Origin of the sequence: Pseudomonas sp. NFACC10-1, from assembly GCF_900119195.1 — a bacterium.
In the GTDB taxonomy this organism is placed as follows: Bacteria; Pseudomonadota; Gammaproteobacteria; order Pseudomonadales; family Pseudomonadaceae; genus Aquipseudomonas; species Aquipseudomonas cerasi.
The window spans coordinates 517,882-534,617 of sequence record NZ_FPJB01000004.1 but is presented as its reverse complement, the minus strand read 5'-3'; the positions used below and the strand labels follow the sequence as shown (position 1 = coordinate 534,617).

Annotated in this window: 13 protein-coding genes and 1 pseudogene; 7 read left to right on the top strand and 7 right to left on the bottom strand. The window is 59.8% G+C overall.

Features of this window, described 5'->3' with window-relative positions; all coding sequences use genetic code 11:
• Positions 1 to 45: 45 nt before the first annotated feature.
• From BT119_RS14630 to BT119_RS14610, 5 genes are all read right to left on the bottom strand, one after another.
• Complete coding sequence (locus tag BT119_RS14630) at positions 46 to 1,293, bottom strand: cellulase family glycosylhydrolase (protein ID WP_032609867.1); 1,248 nt, start codon at positions 1,291 to 1,293, stop codon at positions 46 to 48.
• Between the two features lie 418 nt (positions 1,294 to 1,711).
• A complete protein-coding gene (locus BT119_RS14625; protein ID WP_003435930.1) occupies positions 1,712 to 2,668 on the bottom strand; it encodes a D-2-hydroxyacid dehydrogenase family protein in 957 nt (318 codons plus the stop codon).
• 42 nt (positions 2,669 to 2,710) lie between these two features.
• Entirely contained in the window at positions 2,711 to 3,364 is a 654-nt protein-coding gene (locus BT119_RS14620; protein ID WP_003396441.1) for a DUF1345 domain-containing protein, read from the bottom strand.
• Positions 3,365 to 3,516: 152 nt separating this feature from the next.
• Positions 3,517 to 4,869, bottom strand: coding sequence for a glucarate dehydratase (gene gudD / locus BT119_RS14615; RefSeq protein WP_003435928.1), 1,353 nt, complete (start codon positions 4,867 to 4,869; stop codon positions 3,517 to 3,519).
• 64 nt (positions 4,870 to 4,933) lie between these two features.
• Positions 4,934 to 6,259, bottom strand: coding sequence for an MFS transporter (locus BT119_RS14610; RefSeq protein WP_072366179.1), 1,326 nt, complete (start codon positions 6,257 to 6,259; stop codon positions 4,934 to 4,936).
• Positions 6,260 to 6,720: 461 nt separating this feature from the next.
• On the opposite strand from BT119_RS14610, the gene BT119_RS14605 reads away from it, so the two are divergent.
• Entirely contained in the window at positions 6,721 to 7,434 is a 714-nt protein-coding gene (locus BT119_RS14605) for a FadR/GntR family transcriptional regulator (RefSeq protein ID WP_003350184.1), read from the top strand.
• A 332-nt stretch (positions 7,435 to 7,766) separates the two neighbouring features.
• On the opposite strand, the gene BT119_RS14600 is transcribed toward BT119_RS14605, so the two are convergent.
• The gene (locus BT119_RS14600; RefSeq protein WP_054081111.1) at positions 7,767 to 8,858 is read right to left on the bottom strand and encodes an alpha/beta hydrolase; all 1,092 of its coding nucleotides are present in this window, start codon (positions 8,856 to 8,858) and stop codon (positions 7,767 to 7,769) included.
• Between the two features lie 230 nt (positions 8,859 to 9,088).
• On the opposite strand from BT119_RS14600, the gene BT119_RS14595 reads away from it, so the two are divergent.
• The 5 genes and pseudogenes from BT119_RS14595 to BT119_RS14580 all read left to right on the top strand — a co-directional run bounded on the left by BT119_RS14595 (position 9,089) and on the right by BT119_RS14580 (position 14,601).
• Entirely contained in the window at positions 9,089 to 10,180 is a 1,092-nt protein-coding gene (locus BT119_RS14595; protein ID WP_003371915.1) for a sugar diacid recognition domain-containing protein, read from the top strand.
• Between the two features lie 112 nt (positions 10,181 to 10,292).
• Positions 10,293 to 11,432 (top strand): glycerate kinase, encoded by a 1,140-nt coding sequence (locus BT119_RS14590; RefSeq protein WP_072366175.1) that lies wholly within the window; start codon positions 10,293 to 10,295, stop codon positions 11,430 to 11,432.
• Between the two features lie 173 nt (positions 11,433 to 11,605).
• Positions 11,606 to 12,376 (top strand): annotated as a pseudogene (locus BT119_RS27880) (HAMP domain-containing protein); the annotation flags it as partial.
• A complete protein-coding gene (locus BT119_RS27875) occupies positions 12,368 to 13,231 on the top strand; it encodes a methyl-accepting chemotaxis protein (RefSeq protein WP_371857177.1) in 864 nt (287 codons plus the stop codon). The pseudogene BT119_RS27880 and the gene BT119_RS27875, both read left to right, overlap by 9 nt.
• Before the next feature lie 125 nt (positions 13,232 to 13,356).
• A complete protein-coding gene (locus BT119_RS14580; RefSeq protein ID WP_003371923.1) occupies positions 13,357 to 14,601 on the top strand; it encodes a D-mannose isomerase in 1,245 nt (414 codons plus the stop codon).
• 33 nt (positions 14,602 to 14,634) lie between these two features.
• Here BT119_RS14580 and BT119_RS14575 read toward each other — a convergent pair whose 3' ends face one another.
• Positions 14,635 to 15,723, bottom strand: a complete 1,089-nt coding sequence (locus BT119_RS14575) for an AbrB family transcriptional regulator (protein ID WP_072366173.1) — start codon at positions 15,721 to 15,723, stop codon at positions 14,635 to 14,637.
• Positions 15,724 to 15,829: 106 nt separating this feature from the next.
• Between BT119_RS14575 and BT119_RS14570 the strand changes: the two genes are divergently transcribed.
• A complete protein-coding gene (locus tag BT119_RS14570) occupies positions 15,830 to 16,732 on the top strand; it encodes a LysR family transcriptional regulator (RefSeq protein WP_003371927.1) in 903 nt (300 codons plus the stop codon).
• Positions 16,733 to 16,736 lie beyond the last annotated feature (4 nt).

The following is a 16,736-nucleotide window of genomic DNA, read 5'->3' as shown; positions in this document are numbered from 1 at the left end:
GTGTGTCATGGGCACTGGCCCTTGTGCACACGCAGCCGTGCATCATCAGTACTGATCAGCCGTTGAAAAGCCGGCACGGTGGCGAAGTTTGCCCCCCTGGAACTGTTCCTTGCCGGGTAAAATGTCCGCTCCGGCTGCTTTGAGAGCGCTCATATTATCCCGCAGGGCATTAGTGGCGGCGTCCTTTTGCTGGAAGGTATTGGCTGCTGTCAGGTTGGCATTACCCACTTCGCCAATCTGGAATTTGTAGCCAGCCTCTTTCATTGCCTTGATCTGGTTGGCGAGTCGCGAAGAGGCTTCGCTTTCCCTGGCATACACATGAAAACTGCCAATCAGTGCAGGGTTGTCGTCGCCATTGGCAGCCTTTAATTGAACCGCAAACTTGACCAGGCCGCTTTGCGGACCTGCGGTCAGGCCACCCCCCCAATTGCTGTCCTCGACAACAATACTTCCTTTATAACCGGCATCGCGCGCCGATTTAATTAACGTGGTCTGCATGTCAGCCCATTCCTGACTTGCGCTTTTACCGCCCTGATGGAAGGTATCCAGCACAAAGCCTGTGCGACTGCCAAACCTTTTGACAATGGTACTGATGTCGGCCGAGGCCTGCTTCAATTTGTCTCCCGTCAGCACGTTTCCGCTACCCTGGTTTGCATTGTCGCGGAACGTGAACTGAACCTTTACACCCTGTTTGCCCCCTTCATTGAGCAACGCCCTGAGCTTGTCCAACTGCCTGCTATCCTGAATCTGGTCGTGCGTCATCTGAAAGCGCAAGGTTCCGCCTCCAATCGCTTTCAGGTCCTGAATCATCTTCGTGGCTGCGGCAGGTGTGGCGATATCATCAGGATTGACGTTGGCTCCCCCGCGCAAGACGGGCTCGGCAGTTTTGACCGGCTCTGAAGCGGAAATCTTGTCTTTGTCTTTGACTTTGTTATCTGGCTCGGCAGGGGCCGTATTGTCTTTGACAGTGGCGACGTCATTGAGCACGGCCTTGGTATCATCCTGACTGACACGCGTTTTTTGACTAGTAAGTAACGCCGTATCCGACGGGGATGCTTCGCTCGCCAGTGCTTGAGCATTTCGCTTGAACAGTGCTCTGGTATAGACCGGAGAGGTTTCCGCTGCTTCAGCGGAGTGCCTGTCGGAGGGCGTGTAAGTATCGAGTTTCGCCTGCGCATCCGAAGTTGTGTCAGTCGCGCCAGCGCTCGCCGGCTGTACGGTCCTGTCGGCCATGACAGGTTTCTCGTTAGCGGCCATGAGACTGTCATATAGCCTGGCTGAGCGGATATTCATCGGGTGTCTCAGTGATCGGTGCGAAAAGTGATTGCGCCTGGTGAAACAGGAGAATAAATCTCAAGGCAAGCGATAACGGATGGAATGACAGTATTCATATAAATACGTCGGAAACTTGATGGAGCGATTGAGCGACTGTTTCTATTTTTCTGTTGTTTATTGATACTCGGGCTCAGGGTGCAATTATATTCCGGGCATTGTCCATCGGAAGAGCAGGTTCGCCTAGATATAATTTTCAATGTTGGCAAAAACCGGAGGATTAATCCTGTGCTGACCTTTTTTGTCCGAAGCGCTAATCGTTACTGATATGCAAGCGGGGGCCTGCGGCGGGCCCCGTGACCACTCTTTACAGAGGCTGAAATCCGACGCCAGACGCAGCCTGGCATCCATAGGTTACAGCCTGATGTTGCAGGACTCGTCAGCCAAACACCCGAATCGGCGATCCCGCATGCCACGCCTGAATGTCTTCGATCATCTGCCCGTAGAAGGTCCGGTAGTTATTTTCGGTGACATAACCGATGTGCGGAGTTGCCAGCACGTTGTCCAGCGTGCGGAACGGGTGGTCGGCCGGCAGTGGTTCGATGTCGAAGACGTCCAGCGCTGCACCGGCGATTCTGCGCTGTTGCAGTGTGTCGATCAGCGCGGCCTGATCGATGATCGGGCCGCGTGACGAGTTGATCAGATAAGCCTCGGGCTTCATCCAGCTCAGCGCCTCTGCGTCGACCAGACCGCGGCTGCGATCGCTGAGCACCAGGTGCACCGACAGCACATCGGCCTGCTCGAACAGTTGCTGTTTGCTGACATGGGTGACGCCTGACTCGGCAGCCGCCTCTGGCGTCAGGTTCTGGCTCCAGGCAATGACCTTCATGCCGAATGCCTGTCCGTAGCGGGCGATCCACTTACCGATACTGCCCAGGCCGAGAATGCCCAGGGTTTTGCCATGCAGGTCGCTGCCCAGTCCGACCTGCCAATTGCCGGCACGCAACGAGTTGGCCTCGGCTACCAGGTTGCGGGTGATGCCCATGATCAGCGCCCAGGTCAGCTCCGGTGCCGCATGCTTATAGCTTTCGGTTCCGCACACGACAATGCCCTGACGCTTCGCCGCAGCGGTATCGATCGCCGCATTGCGCATTCCGCCGGTGACCAGCAGTTTCAGCGCCGGCAGCCGGCTGAGCAACGTCGCATCGAACAGGGTTCGCTCGCGCATCACGCAAATGATGTCGAAGCCTTGCAGGCGCTGCGCCATGGTCGATGTATCGGCAGGGTAGTCATGCAGAAAGCTGACCGTGCCCACTGAGTCGAGTACGGACCAGTCCACGACATCGCTGGCGACGTTTTGCCAGTCATCGAGTACCGCTATTTTCAATAGGGTCATTGTCTGAAGGCCTCTTGATGGGATTGTTTTTCAAGGCAAACGCTAGTTGAACAGGCTGGCGGCGATGTTGATCGAAAAACCCAGAATCGCGGTGTTGAACACAAAACAGATCAACGACTGGCCGAGCACGACCTTGCGCATTTCGCGCGTCGCTACGCCAACGTCGGAGGTTTGCACCGCGACGCTGAGGGTGAACGAAAAGTACAGGAAGTCCCAGTAATCGGGGTTCTTTTCACCGCCCACAAATGCCAGTGCGGGTTCTTTGCCTTTCCAGGTGTAGAACATGCGTGCGTAATGCAGGCTGAAGATCACGCCGATCATCAGCCAGGAGCCGATGACCGTCAGGCCGGTGAAGGCGTGGTGAAGCATCTTGGCGTCGTTGGAAAGGCCTTTGCTGTTGGCGATTTCAAAAATGATTGCGGCCAGGCTGGCCAGCGCCGCGACGCAGACTGTAACCAGAATGACGCCCGCGTTTTCGTCTTCCCTCATCGCAACTCGCCGAACATCGTCAGCGTCGCTGCGCAGCGTGCGGATGAAAATCATGATCAGATAAAGCCATACCCCCGTGTCCCAGCCAGTCAGCAGGCTCTGGGTCAGTGTCGAGTGAGGTATGAGCCAGGACCAGGCGATGCCTGCGGTCAGGCCGACCAGAGCGGCAAGGGTGAGGCGAGGGCGGGTGCGGGCGAGATGGCGCATGCGGTCTAATCGTTACTGGACATTACCAGACAGTAGCATGCCGCTTCGGCAAGCCAAATTCGATTAAAAAAAACGGCGCGCAAGGGGGTTGCGCGCCGTGTGCCAGCCAGAGAGTGAACAGGCGGCGAGTCAACTGCGAGTGTCAGACCGATTCAACGCACCAGGCAAGGCTGCTTGTTATTGAATTTCCAGTCCGGGATCAGAAACTGCATGGCCACGGCGTCGTTACGCGCGCCCAGGCCCATGCCTTTATAGAGTTCGTGAGCCTTGGCCAACTGGTCCATGTCCAGCTCGACACCAAGCCCCGGTTTCTTCGGGACCTCGACCTTGCCACCGACGATTTGCAGTGGCGCCTTGGTCAGACGCTGGCCGTCCTGCCAGATCCAGTGCGTATCGATTGCGGTGATAGTGCCCGGTGCTGCAGCGGCGACGTGGGTGAACATCGCCAGGGAAATATCGAAATGGTTGTTGGAGTGCGAGCCCCAGGTCAGGCCCCACTCGTTGCACATCTGCGCCACGCGTACCGAGCCCTGCATGGTCCAGAAGTGCGGGTCGGCCAGTGGGATATCCACTGACTGCAACTGAATGGCGTGGCCCATTTCCCGCCAGTCGGTAGCGATCATGTTGGTAGCTGTCTTGAGGCCGGTAGCACGGCGGAACTCGGCCATCACTTCACGCCCGGAATAACCGTTTTCCGCGCCACACGGGTCTTCGGCGTAGGCCAGCACATGATGCTGATCGCGGCACAGGCGGATCGCTTCCTTGAGCGACCAGGCACCGTTTGGGTCCAGCGTAATGCGCGCCTCGGGGAAGCGTTCGGCGAGTGCGGTCACCGCTTCGATTTCCCGGTCACCGCTCAGCACGCCGCCCTTGAGCTTGAAGTCCTGAAAGCCGTAACGCTGATGCGCGGCCTCGGCCAGGCGTACTACGGCCTCCGGTGTCAGTGCTTCTTCATGGCGGATACGGAACCAGTCATTATCGGCCTCGGGTTCGCTGCGGTAGGCCAGATCGGTTTTGCGCTGGTCGCCGACATAAAACAGGTAACCGAGCATTTCGACCTGATCGCGTTGCTGACCTTCGCCCAGCAATGCGGCAACCGGTACTTCCAGATGCTGGCCGAGCAGGTCGAGGAGCGCCGCTTCCAGTGCGGTGACCGCATGAATGGCAATGCGCAGGTCGAATGTCTGCAAGCCGCGGCCACCGGCGTCCCGATCGGCAAACGCCTTGCGTGCCTCGTTGAGGATCTTCTGGTAGGTGCCGATGCTGCTGCCGACGACCAGCGATCGCGCGTCCTCCAGCGTCTGGCGAATCAGCTCGCCGCCAGGTACTTCGCCCACGCCGACATGCCCGGCATTGTCCTTGAGAATGACCACATTGCGAGTGAAGTAGGGGCCATGTGCGCCACTCAGATTGAGCAGCATGTCGTCATGGCCCGCCACGGGCACGACCTGCATCTCGGTAATGACGGGGGTCTTGCTGGTGATATTGGATTGCTGAATATTCATGACGGGTCCTTTAAACGTAAGGCCTTGAAAATATGACTGATGAAAAAGTGGCTGCGCATGTGTGTCAGTGGGTCGCCGGCGCCTGAATGGCGGCGACCGGTGTCGCGCCAGGCTTGGGGGTGTTGCGCGCGGCGAAAACAATGATCGCGGCAATGATCGACGTGGCTGTCAGGCCATACAGCCCGCCCTGGATCGAGCCGGTGTGTTCTTCCAGCAGGCCGAAGGTGGTCGGTGCTACGAAGCCGCCGAGGTTGCCCACCGAATTGATCAGCGCGATGACCGCTGCGGCGATCCGTGCGTCCAGATAGGCCTGCGGGATCGGCCAGAACAGCGAAGAAGCCGACTTGAAACCCAGCGCTGCAAAGCAGATGGCAACGAAAGCGAAGATCGGGCTGCCGGTGGTCGACATGAACATCCCGGCAGCGGCAATCAGCAGGGCAATGGCTACCCAGGCCTGCTGGCGTTTCCATTTGGCGGACAGCGTGGCGAACACGTACATGCCGATGATCGACAGCAGCCACGGAATGGAGTTGAACATGCCGACTTCGAAGTCAGTCAGGCTGCCCATTTTGCGGATGATGCTCGGCAGCCAGAACGTCGCTGCGTAAATCGTCAGCTGGATGAAGAAGTAGATCAGGCAGAACAGAATGATCTGACCGTCCTTGAGCAGCTTGCCGATGGAGGCCTTGACCGGCGTCGCGGCTTCGCGGGCAGCTTGTTCGGCATCGATGGCGTTGACCAGCGCATCCTGTTCTTCGCGGGTCAGCCACTTGGCATCGTGCGGTTTGGAGTCCAGCCAGAACCAGACGAAGAAGCACAGACCGACCGAGAACATGCCTTCGATGAAGTACATCCACTGCCAGCCTTTAAGGCCGAAACCGGTGATTTGCAGCAGCAGGCCGGACAACGGGCCCGAGATCAGCGAGGCAATGGCCGAGCCGCTGAGGAAGATGGCAATCGCCTTGCCACGCTCGACGCCAGGCAGCCAGCGGGTGAAGTAGTAGATCACGCCTGGAAAGAAGCCGGCCTCGGCCACACCGAGCAGAAAGCGCAGGATGTAGAAGTGGGTTTCGTTCTGGATGAAGGCCATGCAGGCGGCGACGATGCCCCAGGTGAGCATGATTCGCGTCAGCCAGATACGCGCACCGACTTTCTGCAGCAGGATGTTGGAAGGGACTTCGAAGAGGGCGTAGCCGATGAAGAACAGTCCGGCACCCAGGCCGTAGGCTGCTGCGCCGATGCCCAGATCGTGCTCCATGTGCGAGCGCACAAAGCCGATGTTGACCCGGTCGATGTAGTTGACGATGAACATAATGACGAAAAGCGGCAGGACGTGACGTTTGACCTTCGATACGGCTGAATTCAGAGCCGAACCTGTGCCGTCGGCCATCCTGGAATTGGATGTGCTCACAGTTGAATCTCCCACTCGTTGTTTTTATGCGGGTATGTGCGAAGTGTGTCCTTCGCATTGTCGGTCATCATACAAGTAAATGGTGGTTGTGCAATCCCCTTGCGGTGACGATCTGCAAGATTATTAAACTCTGATCGGCTGCCGATGTGCAGGTGTGCGGGGGCTGTATGATGGTGTTAATTTAAAGTTTATGACCAGTAAATAATGGGGTTTTAGATCGTGCGTATCCGTTGATGCCTGTTCGGGACCTTGAACTTAGTGGCTGATGGTAGGCGGTTTGGATGGACACAGGAACTTTGACAGTCGGGAATGACTTGTAATACAAGTAAGACAACTGTGCAGGGCGATTAAATCCGGCTTTCAAACGCCCTCAGCCCGGCATTTGCGCTGCCACGGCCGTGATACGGCAGCTTAACCAGACAAGTCAGGATTCACTCACCATGCAAGAGCCCGCCGGTACTGCGCCCAAACGCCGTCAGCACAGCCTGGCCACTGATCTGGTCACCGAACTGAGCCAGCGCATCCTGCTCGGCAAGATCGCACCGGGTCAGAAGCTGCCGTCCGAGAACCAGATCGTCCGTGAGCACGGCGTCAGCCGCACGGTGGTGCGTGAAGCGATTTCCAAATTGCAGGCGTCCGGGTTGGTGGTGACCCATCACGGCATCGGCACGTTCGTGCTCGAGCGCAGTGACCAGACGGGACTGCGCCTCAAAGTCGAAACGGTATCCAGAGTGCGCGATATCATCGAACTGCGTATCGGCCTGGAAACCCAGGCCGTGGCGCTGGCGGCTGTACGCCGCACCGATGAGCAACTGGCGGCCATGCGTCAGGCGCTGGACGACTATCAGGACCTGCTGGCCAACGACGACAGCTGCGTCGAGGCTGACAAACGCTTTCACATGCTGATCGCCGAAGCCACTGGCAATCCGTATTTTCTGGAGATCATGCAACACCTGGGCAGCGCGATCATTCCGCGCAGCCGCATCGCATCGAGCGAGCGCGCAGGCAACAACCTCGCGCATCAGGGCTATCTGGCCAACCTCGAACACGAAGCACTGCTCAGCGCCATTCGCCGCAAGGACCCGGATGCAGCACGTGCGGCGATGTGGACACACCTGAGCAACAGCCGTGAGCGGCTGGTCCCGCTGGAGTAGGCGCGAACGTGTTTGCTCCCACAGAAGCCCCCATGCTCAAGCGAAAGGCAAAATATAGGAGCGAACGTGTTCGCGAAAAGGCCCGTACAGTCGCAGAAGATTCGGCGCTCAAAACACCGCCTTCGCGAACAAGTTCGCTCCCACAGAAGCCCTCCATGCTCGAGCGTACGGCAAAAATGCAGGAGCGAACGTGTTCGCTAAAGGGCCCGTACAGTCGCAGAAGATTCGGCGTTCAAAACACCGCCTTCGCGAACAAGCGAAGCGTCGCCCGGTTCGCTCCTATACAAGCCTGGCGCCCCCGGTATCGACGATACAAGGGAGGCAGTTGCGTACTACGGTGTTGCGTTCAGCACGCCGAGCATCACTTGGGTCTGCCACTCGAAATACGGGTTGAATGTCAGGCGCGCATGGATCTTGCCCGGTTCGGTGTAACCCCAGTCCGAATACCATACCGGCTCGCCTGCCATGCACTTGGCGGTGTCCGGCGTGCTCTGGCCGTTCCAGCAGATACGCTGGCTGCCGGATACGCCGTAAAGCGGATTGTCCGCTGAAAAAAGCAGGCCCATGTGTGAAAAGCGGCTGATGCGGTATTCCGGCAGGTAGTCCTTTCGCACCTCGACGCGCGGCGTATTGGCCGCGCGGGCGGGCAGGTCGCCGTACCAGATCAGGCGACTGGCGGGATTGCTGAAGCGCTGGCTGAAATTATCCAGCACGTAATCAGTGTCGAGTACTGAGTCGTGCTCGGCGATGGCGATGAATACCGGCTTGTCATAGCGACGCTGATGCAGGCGGTCCTGGGCCAGCGCGCTGCTGCGATAGAACTGGGCAAAACCATTGGTGGGCATGTTCATGTAGCGAACCGGCGTCTGCATTGGGCGCAGGCCTTGGTTCGGCGCGGCTAGCCAGGGGCGTGCCCAGCCGATCCACGGGGTCAGCCAGGCATAGCCGCTGTTGGAGCGAAATGCCGGCGAGAACAAGAGCAGCCCGGCGATTTCGTCATGCCCATAGGCGTAATCAAGGACCAGATTGGCACCGGTCGAAAAGCCTCCCAGATAGACCTTCGGCACTTCACGAGCGAGCAGTTGCGCCTGTTCGCGCACCACGCGCTGCCACTGTTCGAGGCGCACGTCGAGCATGTCTTCGGGCTTGGTGCCGTGCCCCGGCAATAAAACGGTTCGGACCAGATAACCCTGAGCGGCAAGCATCTGTGCAACGTCATGAAACGACCACGCCGAATCCCCCAGGCCATGCACCAGCAGCACGCCGCCCTTGGGTGTCCCGCTCGGGGTCCACTGGCGTGGCGCGTTCCAGTCCAGCTCGGCCTGGTGGTCGGCGGTCTGAAAGTTGCGCTGGTTGCGAATCAGCTCGAGGGTCTGCTGACGGTAGTCTTCAAAGCGTTGTTTCGGCTCATCGCTTTCCGCCATTGACGTGCAGGCTTGCAGGGTCAACAGCGACAGCAGGCTGGCGAGTCGGAATTTGATCAAAAGGGGGCCTGTGCGCACATATATGAGGGTTCAAAAGGTCGACGCGGGCACTCTGCCATGTACGTCGCGCCCGTGACTACTTTCAGGCACACTCGGGCGTTCTATAACTTCAACAAAATGTATCCATATGCCCAAGCATTGCAAGCCTCGCCACGCGCCTGGAGTCGTTCATGTTCGCCCTTGATCGAGCGCTGGCCCAGGACATCGTCGACCGGGCCATGGCCATCCTGCCGTACAACGTCAATGTCATGGACTACCTGGGCATCATCATCGGCAGCGGTGATGCCGAGCGATTGTGTACCCGTCATGAAGGTGCGCAGCGAGTGCTGGCCAACCGGCAGGTGGTGGAAATCGATTCTCTGGCAGCGTCACAGCTAGGGGGTGTCAAGCCGGGTGTCAACCTGCCGCTGATGCTTGATCATCAACTGGTAGGCGTGCTCGGCATCACCGGCGAGCCGGACGAAGTGCGGGTGTATGGCGAACTGGTCAAGATGACTGCCGAAATGCTCATGGAACAGCGCCGCCAGCAGGCTGACCTTCAATGGCGGGCGCAGCGCAGCGAAGACCTGCTGGCTCGCCTGCTGTTGCCGGATTGTCCCGATAGCCTGGTGGATGAAGCGCGACAGCTGGGTTTGCAGCCGCACATGGCGCGTCAGGTGGTACTGCTCCAGTTTGCCGAGCAGGGGCTGGCTGCCAGCCAGGTTGCCAAATGGCTCGGCACGCGCTACGCCGACAGCTGGTGCGTGCTGCGTGAGCCCACCTTGCTGTACTGGTGCCGCGCCACGGGCAAGGAGCGTGACGATGCGCTGCTGCTCAAGCAGTTCGATGAACACCACTGGCCAGTGCTGCGTATGGCCACTGTGGCGCAATCGACGGATCTGCCCACCCTGCGCCAGGCCTGCGCGGCAGCGCGGGATCTGCTCGACTACGCCAGCCAGGCAAGGCCGGCACAACGCCTGCTGCGTCTTGAAGCCTATCGGCTGCCGGTGCTGTTCTGGCGTTATCGTCATGACTGGCTGGCCGAGAACGTCGCCGAGCCGATGGAGCGTCTGCACACGCATGCACAACTGCTCGACACCTTATGCAAATGGTTCGAGTACAGCGGCGAAAGCCAGGCGTGCGCCGAAGCGCTGGGTATCCATCGCAACAGCCTGCGCTACCGGCTGGAGAAGATTGGCGAGCTGACGGGTTGCGATCCTTACAAAACCGATGACCTGCTGCGCCTGTACCTGGGGGCGCAGATGATCACCCGTCACACCTGAAGCCGGGTTTTGTTCAAACGCCCGATGACGACCGCAGATCATTGTGCGAACGGCAGGCGGAGAACACGGTTTTGAGTGAGAGCATGCGAGATACCGGATCTGGAGAACAACAATGAAAATCGTCATCGCCCCCGACTCGTTCAAGGACAGCCTCAGCGCCCAGGCAGTTGCCGACGCGATCGCCAGTGGTCTGGCCGAGGTCTGGCCGCACGCCGAACTGATCAAATGCCCGATGGCAGATGGCGGGGAGGGCACCATCGAGGCGCTGCTGGCTGCCTGCAATGGTGAACTGATGAGTGCCAGCGTCAGCGGTCCGCTTGGCGCCCCGGTCAATGCTCAGTGGGGCTGGCTGGCGGAGAGCAGGACCGCAATCATCGAAATGGCCATGGCCAGTGGCTTGCAACTGCTGACCCTGGCACAACGCGACGCCTGTGTGACCAGCACGGAAGGCACCGGTCAGCTGATCTCGGCGGCGCTGGATGCAGGAGCCCGTCGGGTGATCCTGGCCATCGGCGGCAGCGCAACCAATGACGGCGGCAGTGGCATGCTTTCAGCCTTGGGCGCGCGCTTTTTGGATGCCGACGATCAGACTCTGGCGCCGGGTGGGCTTGCGCTTGCCGATTTGGCACGTATCGATCTGAGCGGCTTCGATCCACGCTTGTCTGACGTGTGCGTCGAGATCGCCGCCGACGTCGATAATCCACTCTGCGGGCCGAATGGCGCCTCTTCCATCTTTGGCCCGCAAAAAGGCGCATCGCCTGAGCAGGTCATGGCGCTGGACGCTGCGCTCGGCTGTTTTGCCGACCATACGGCTCAGGTCCTCGGCCAGGACTTGCGCGACAGTCCTGGCAGCGGCGCGGCCGGAGGCATGGGCTTTGCCGCCAAGGCCTACCTGAAGGCCTCGTTTCGTGCCGGCGTGGAAGTGGTGGCCGACCTGACCGGGCTGGAACACGCGTTGATCGGTGCCGATCTGGTCATCACCGGCGAAGGCCGTTTCGACGCGCAAACCCTGCGCGGCAAGACGCCGCTTGGCGTTGCGCGAGTCGCCCGGCGTCGGCAAGTGCCGGTGATTGTGCTGGCGGGAATCCTGGGCGAAGGCTACGAGCAGCTGTATGCGCAAGGCATCGGCGCCGCCTTTGCTCTGGTCAGCGGACCGATGAGCCTTGAGCAGGCCTGCCGTGATACCCGCCGCCTGTTGCACGAGCGTGCGCGTGACGTGGCGCGTCTCTGGCAGATGGCTTCGGGCAGTTGATGATCGCGCTGTGATCAACGGCAGCAGCCTGGCAATCGGCTGTTATTTTGACTAAGCCTGCGAATGTTCACTGGACGTGCTAAAGAATTGCCTGATCAGGGCGATATGCTATCGGTTGTCTGACAACTTCGAGTCGGACAACGTCCTCCAAAAAAATATAAAGAGCTCTGGTCATGAATCTACGCAAACTCACTATCGCTCGTCGTGCCGGTCTGGGTTTTACTCTCATTTCCCTGTTGGTGGCATTGCTGGGGTGGTTTGCGCTGGCGCAGATGTCGACCATTCGCCAGAGTGAAGTGGCGGTGGAGACCAACTGGCTGCCCAGCATGCGAGTGGTCAACGATATCCGCGAGATCATGCTGCGCATTCGGACCATTTCCCTGCGCATGGCGCTGGACACCGATCCTGCGAGCATTCCGACCTACCGTGGTCAGCTGGACGTACGTCTGGGCGATCTGGACAAGAAGCTGACCATTCTCAAGACCTTTGTCGACACCCCGGAAGAGAAGTCGCTGACCGACCAGTTCATGGTGACCATGGGCCAATACCGCAGTGCGCTGGACCGCTCATTTGTACTGGCTGGCCAGGGCGATAGCGTCGGACTGAACAAGCTGCTGCTGGTCGACATGAAGCAGATCGTCGACGGTTCCGGCAAGCAACTCGGTGATCTGGCCGACTTTTATGTCACCAGGGTCGATGCGGAAGGCAAGTCCGCCGAAGCCCAGTACGGTAAGTCGCGCGACATCGTCATTATCTTCGTGGTGATTGCCGCGCTGTGCACCATCGGCCTGGCACTCTGGCTGACCCGCAGCATCGTCGGTCCTCTGCAGCGCGCGGTCACCGCCGCCGAGCAGGTTGCCAACGGCGACCTGACCCACACCATCGAGGTCGATGGCGAAGACGAAGTCACCCGGCTGTTGCGTGCCCTGGCGACGATGCAGATCAATCTGCGTGAAGCGATGCGCCACATCGGCAGTTCGGCCACGCAACTGGCATCGGCCGCCACCGAGCTCAACTCGGTCACCGAAGACAGCTACCGCGGGCTGAACCAACAGAATGCGGAGATCGATCAGGCCGCCACGGCGATCAACGAAATGACCTCGGCAGTAGAAGAAGTTGCGCGTAATGCCGTGTCCACATCGGACGCCTCAAACCAGTCCAGCACCTCGGCGCTGGCGGGCCAGACGCGGGTGATCGAGACGGTACAGTCGATCCAGACGCTGACCGACAACGTGCAGGCCACCTCGACGCTGGTGCAAAACCTTGCCAATCAGTCGCAGGACATCGGCAAAGTGCTGGACGTGATCCGCTCGATTGCCGAGCAGACTAACCTGTTGGCACTCAACGCCGCCATCGAGGCGGCACGGGCAGGCGAGTCGGGCCGCGGTTTCGCGGTGGTGGCGGACGAAGTCCGGGCATTGGCGCATCGCACCCAGCAGTCGACCCTGGAAATCGATTCGATGGTCAGCGCCATGCGCAGCGGTTCGGCGCAGGCACTCGACTCGATGAACACCAGCCGTGATCGGGCCGACTCGACGTTGGCACTGGCCAAGGGCGCGGGTGAGTCCTTGAGTGAAATCACCTCGTCGATCAACCAGATCTCCGAGCGCAATCTGGTGATTGCCAGCGCGGCTGAAGAGCAGGCGCAAGTGTCGCGTGAAGTTGATCGAAACATCGTCAACATTCGCGATCTGTCCATGCAGTCGACTCAGGGCGCCAACCAGATCAGTGCGTCGAGCCATGAATTGTCGCGTCTGGCCGCTGACCTGAATCAGGTGGTCTCACGCTTCAAGGTGTAAAACCCTACATTGATACAGGTTGTGTCCGCTTGCCGACGATCGACCGGACGCGCATTATGCCCTCGGTCGAAATGACCTCCGGTACAGTCTGGGCACAACCTTATCGAAGGGGGCGGCATCGCTTCATGAATAACAATAATCAAACCTTCAGCAGTTGGCTGCGCTCGCCAGCCCATCACCAGTGGCTGGCCCTGGAAGGCAATCGTCTGTTGACCTTCGCCAAGGCCTCCAGACTGGACAACGGCTTTGGCAGTCTTGATGACTACGGTCGGCTGATGGTCGGTGCCACCGCAGGAACCATGAACACTGCGCGCATGACCCACTGTTTTGCCATGGCCCATGCGCAGGGCATTCCCGGTTGTGCTGCGCTGGTCGATCACGGTATCGCCGCGTTGCAAGGCCCGTTGCACGATGCCGAACATGGCGGCTGGTTCAGCGCCGCGCTCGAAGACGGCGGCAAGACCGACAAACAGGCTTATCTGCATGCGTTCGTTGCCCTGGCGGCCAGTTCCGCCGTGGTGGCGGGGCGGCCTGGGGCGCAGGCATTGCTGTCCGACGTCATCCAGATCATCCAGACGCATTTCTGGAGCGAGCAGGAGGGCGCCATGCGTGAGTCGTTCGCGCGGGACTGGAGCAATGAAGAGACCTACCGCGGTGCCAACAGCAACATGCACAGCACCGAAGCTTTTCTCGCGCTCGCTGATGTGACCGGCGACGCGCAGTGGCTCGACCGGGCGCTGAGCATCGTCGAGCGGGTTATCCACGAGCATGCCGGTGCCAACAATTTTCAGGTCGTCGAGCATTTCACCCAGGACTGGCAGCCGCTGGCCGATTACAACCGGGAAAATCCGGCGGACGGTTTCCGGCCCTTCGGCACCACGCCGGGGCATGCTTTCGAGTGGGCTCGGCTGGTGTTGCATCTGGAGGCTGCACGCCGTCAGGCCGGACGCGCCAACCCTGAATGGTTGCTGGACGACGCCCGCCAACTGTTTGCCAATGCCTGCCGGTACGGTTGGGATGTCGACGGTGCCCCGGGCATCGTTTACACCCTCGACTGGCAGAACCAGCCGGTAGTCCGTCATCGTCTGCACTGGACTCACTGCGAAGCGGCCGCTGCTGCTGCGGCATTGCTGCAACGTACCGGCGAGCAGCAGTATGAAGACTGGTATCGCTGTTTCTGGGAGTTCAACGAGACACTGTTCATCGATCACGAACATGGCAGTTGGCGCCATGAGCTGAACGAGCGCAACGAGCCCAGCGCAGACATATGGCCCGGCAAGCCGGACCTTTATCACGCCTATCAGGCCACGTTATTGCCGGTGTTGCCGCTGGCACCTAGCCTGGCCAGCGCCCTGGCGGGGCTGGAATGAACGGCTAGCGTCCGTTGAGCTTGAGATCGGAAGTCAAAGCGCAGGGATGCGTTTGTCGGTCAGGCGGATGATCTGCCTGGCCAGGAAGCTTCCGGTCAGGATCACGCCGAACAGGCGCAAGGTCTGCATCGCCAGCACGAAGCCGACGTCGGCATGCGTATCGATGGCAATAATGGCCATGGTGTCCAGGCCGCCCGGGCTGGTCGCCAGGTATACCGAGAGAAAATCCTTGCCCATCATCACCGCAATCAGCCAGGCCGACACAGCACAGAGCACGATCAACAGCAGTGAGGCCAGAATCATCATCGGCAGTCGTCTCCAGACGTATTGCACCGTTGGCCGGTCGAAACGCAGGCCGACGTAGCAGCCGATGGCACCGTAAGCGATGGGCAGCAACCAGGCTGGAACGCTGATCTGCATCACGCCACTCAGTTGCAGCGCGCCGCCGAGCATCAGCGGCACCAGCAGGGCACCTGCCGGGAGACGCGAGCCGAGTGCCACGCCTGCGGCAATCACCGCCAGGCTCAGCGCCAGATCGACAAGGTCAAGGCTGGGCAAGACCGCCGCACTGCTGTGCAGGGCCGCAGCGGAATCCGGGGTGCCGATGAAATGGCTGACCAGCGCGCCGATGGTGACCACGCAGACCACGCGCACATATTGCATGGTGGCGACAATGCGTGAGTCGGCACCGTAATCTTCGGACATCGCGACCATCGCCGAGGCCGCGCCCGGTGACGTGCCCCAGGCTGCCGTGTTGCTCGGAATGCCGGCAAAGCGCACCAGCACCAGTCCAACTGCCGCGCTCAGCACCACCGTGAGGATGGTCGCCAGGAGCATGACATGCCATGAATGAAGGGCGGTGAGCAGCACACTGACCGACATGGCATGCGCGATCAGCACGCCGACCGTGCCCTGACCGAGTTGAAAGGCCCGCTTGGGCATGCGGATGCTGGCACCTGATACGCCAAAGCCTATGGCGACCAGCATCGGCCCGAGGAACATCGCAGCAGGCATATCGAACAGTTTGAGCAGTTGCCCGGCAATGCCGGCCATCAGGATCAGACCCGCCCATTGAGTCAGCGGGGAAAGGGAGGAAAGCGAAAAGCGTGAAGCGTTTGACAAGGACGTTCTCCTTGATTGGGGTGAATCACATGCACACAGTATCGACTTCCCAACCCATCAAGTCTATTTTCTAATAATCATGAATTGATAACTTTAGTTGATAGATATGGACCTGCGCGATCTCACCTATTTCGAAACCATTGCCGAGCTGGGGCATCTCGGACGTGCTGCGGAGAAGCTAAATCGCAGCCAGCCAGCGCTGACCAAGAGCATTCAGCGCCTCGAGGAGTCATTCGGAACGCGACTGTTTCAACGTGACGGCCGAAGGATCAAGCTGACGCCCGTGGGCGAGTTGCTGCAGGCGCGCGGCAAGGAGTTGCAGCAAAGCATTGCCCAGACCCAGCGCGAGGTGCGGGATTTCGCCAGTGGCATGGTGGGCAACATTCGGGTCGGCTGCGCCGCGACGATGGCGGAATATTTGATGCCGAAACTGACGTCCGCCTTGTTGCAGCGCACCCCGGACGTCACCTTGAAACTGGTGATAGGTCAGGATGACCTGCTGCGCGAATCATTGCGCTCCGGTCAACTGGACATGATCATTTGCGCGCTGGCGCCCGACAGTGAAGACGTCACCAGCTTTGCCATACTCAGGGACGAAGCCGTGGTGGTCGCCAGCAAAAATCATCCGATCTTCAAGCCGTCGTTGAAAATGAGTGACCTGTGCGCGTATCGCTGGGTACTGCCGCCTGTGAGTGTTTCATCGCGCAAATGGCTGGACGCAACCTTCGCTGCTCATGGCCTGCCGCTGCCGACGGTGCAGATCGAAGCGAACTCGATCTCGCTGTTGCCGGGGCTGATTGCCCGCAGCAACCTGTTGAGCTTCATTGCCCGCGAGTCGCTGGAGTTCGGCAAGACCATGCAGCACCTGCGTGAAGTGCCGCTGGAGCAAACCACCCTCAAACGCACCATTGGTGTGACGTTGCGCAAGGGCGGTTACCTGTCACCCGCAGCAGAAGGCATGTTGCAGATGCTGCGCGATAACGGCGGGGACTTTCTGGGGTGGAGCTGACCGC

Bases quoted from the DNA above. Each gene is read 5' to 3' on its own strand.
- BT119_RS14630 (WP_032609867.1), bottom strand. From the start codon at position 1,293: ATGAATATCCGCTCAGCCAGGCTATATGACAGTCTCATGGCCGCTAAC.
- BT119_RS14595 (WP_003371915.1), top strand. From the start codon at position 9,089: ATGTTCGCCCTTGATCGAGCGCTGGCCCAGGACATCGTCGACCGGGCC.
- BT119_RS14580 (WP_003371923.1), top strand. From the start codon at position 13,357: ATGAATAACAATAATCAAACCTTCAGCAGTTGGCTGCGCTCGCCAGCC.
- BT119_RS14625 (WP_003435930.1), bottom strand. From the start codon at position 2,668: ATGACCCTATTGAAAATAGCGGTACTCGATGACTGGCAAAACGTCGCC.
- BT119_RS14600 (WP_054081111.1), bottom strand. From the start codon at position 8,858: ATGGCGGAAAGCGATGAGCCGAAACAACGCTTTGAAGACTACCGTCAG.
- BT119_RS14605 (WP_003350184.1), top strand. From the start codon at position 6,721: ATGCAAGAGCCCGCCGGTACTGCGCCCAAACGCCGTCAGCACAGCCTG.
- gudD (WP_003435928.1), bottom strand. From the start codon at position 4,869: ATGAATATTCAGCAATCCAATATCACCAGCAAGACCCCCGTCATTACC.
- BT119_RS14610 (WP_072366179.1), bottom strand. From the start codon at position 6,259: ATGGCCGACGGCACAGGTTCGGCTCTGAATTCAGCCGTATCGAAGGTC.
- BT119_RS14620 (WP_003396441.1), bottom strand. From the start codon at position 3,364: ATGCGCCATCTCGCCCGCACCCGCCCTCGCCTCACCCTTGCCGCTCTG.
- BT119_RS27875 (WP_371857177.1), top strand. From the start codon at position 12,368: ATGCAGATCAATCTGCGTGAAGCGATGCGCCACATCGGCAGTTCGGCC.
- BT119_RS14570 (WP_003371927.1), top strand. From the start codon at position 15,830: ATGGACCTGCGCGATCTCACCTATTTCGAAACCATTGCCGAGCTGGGG.
- BT119_RS14590 (WP_072366175.1), top strand. From the start codon at position 10,293: ATGAAAATCGTCATCGCCCCCGACTCGTTCAAGGACAGCCTCAGCGCC.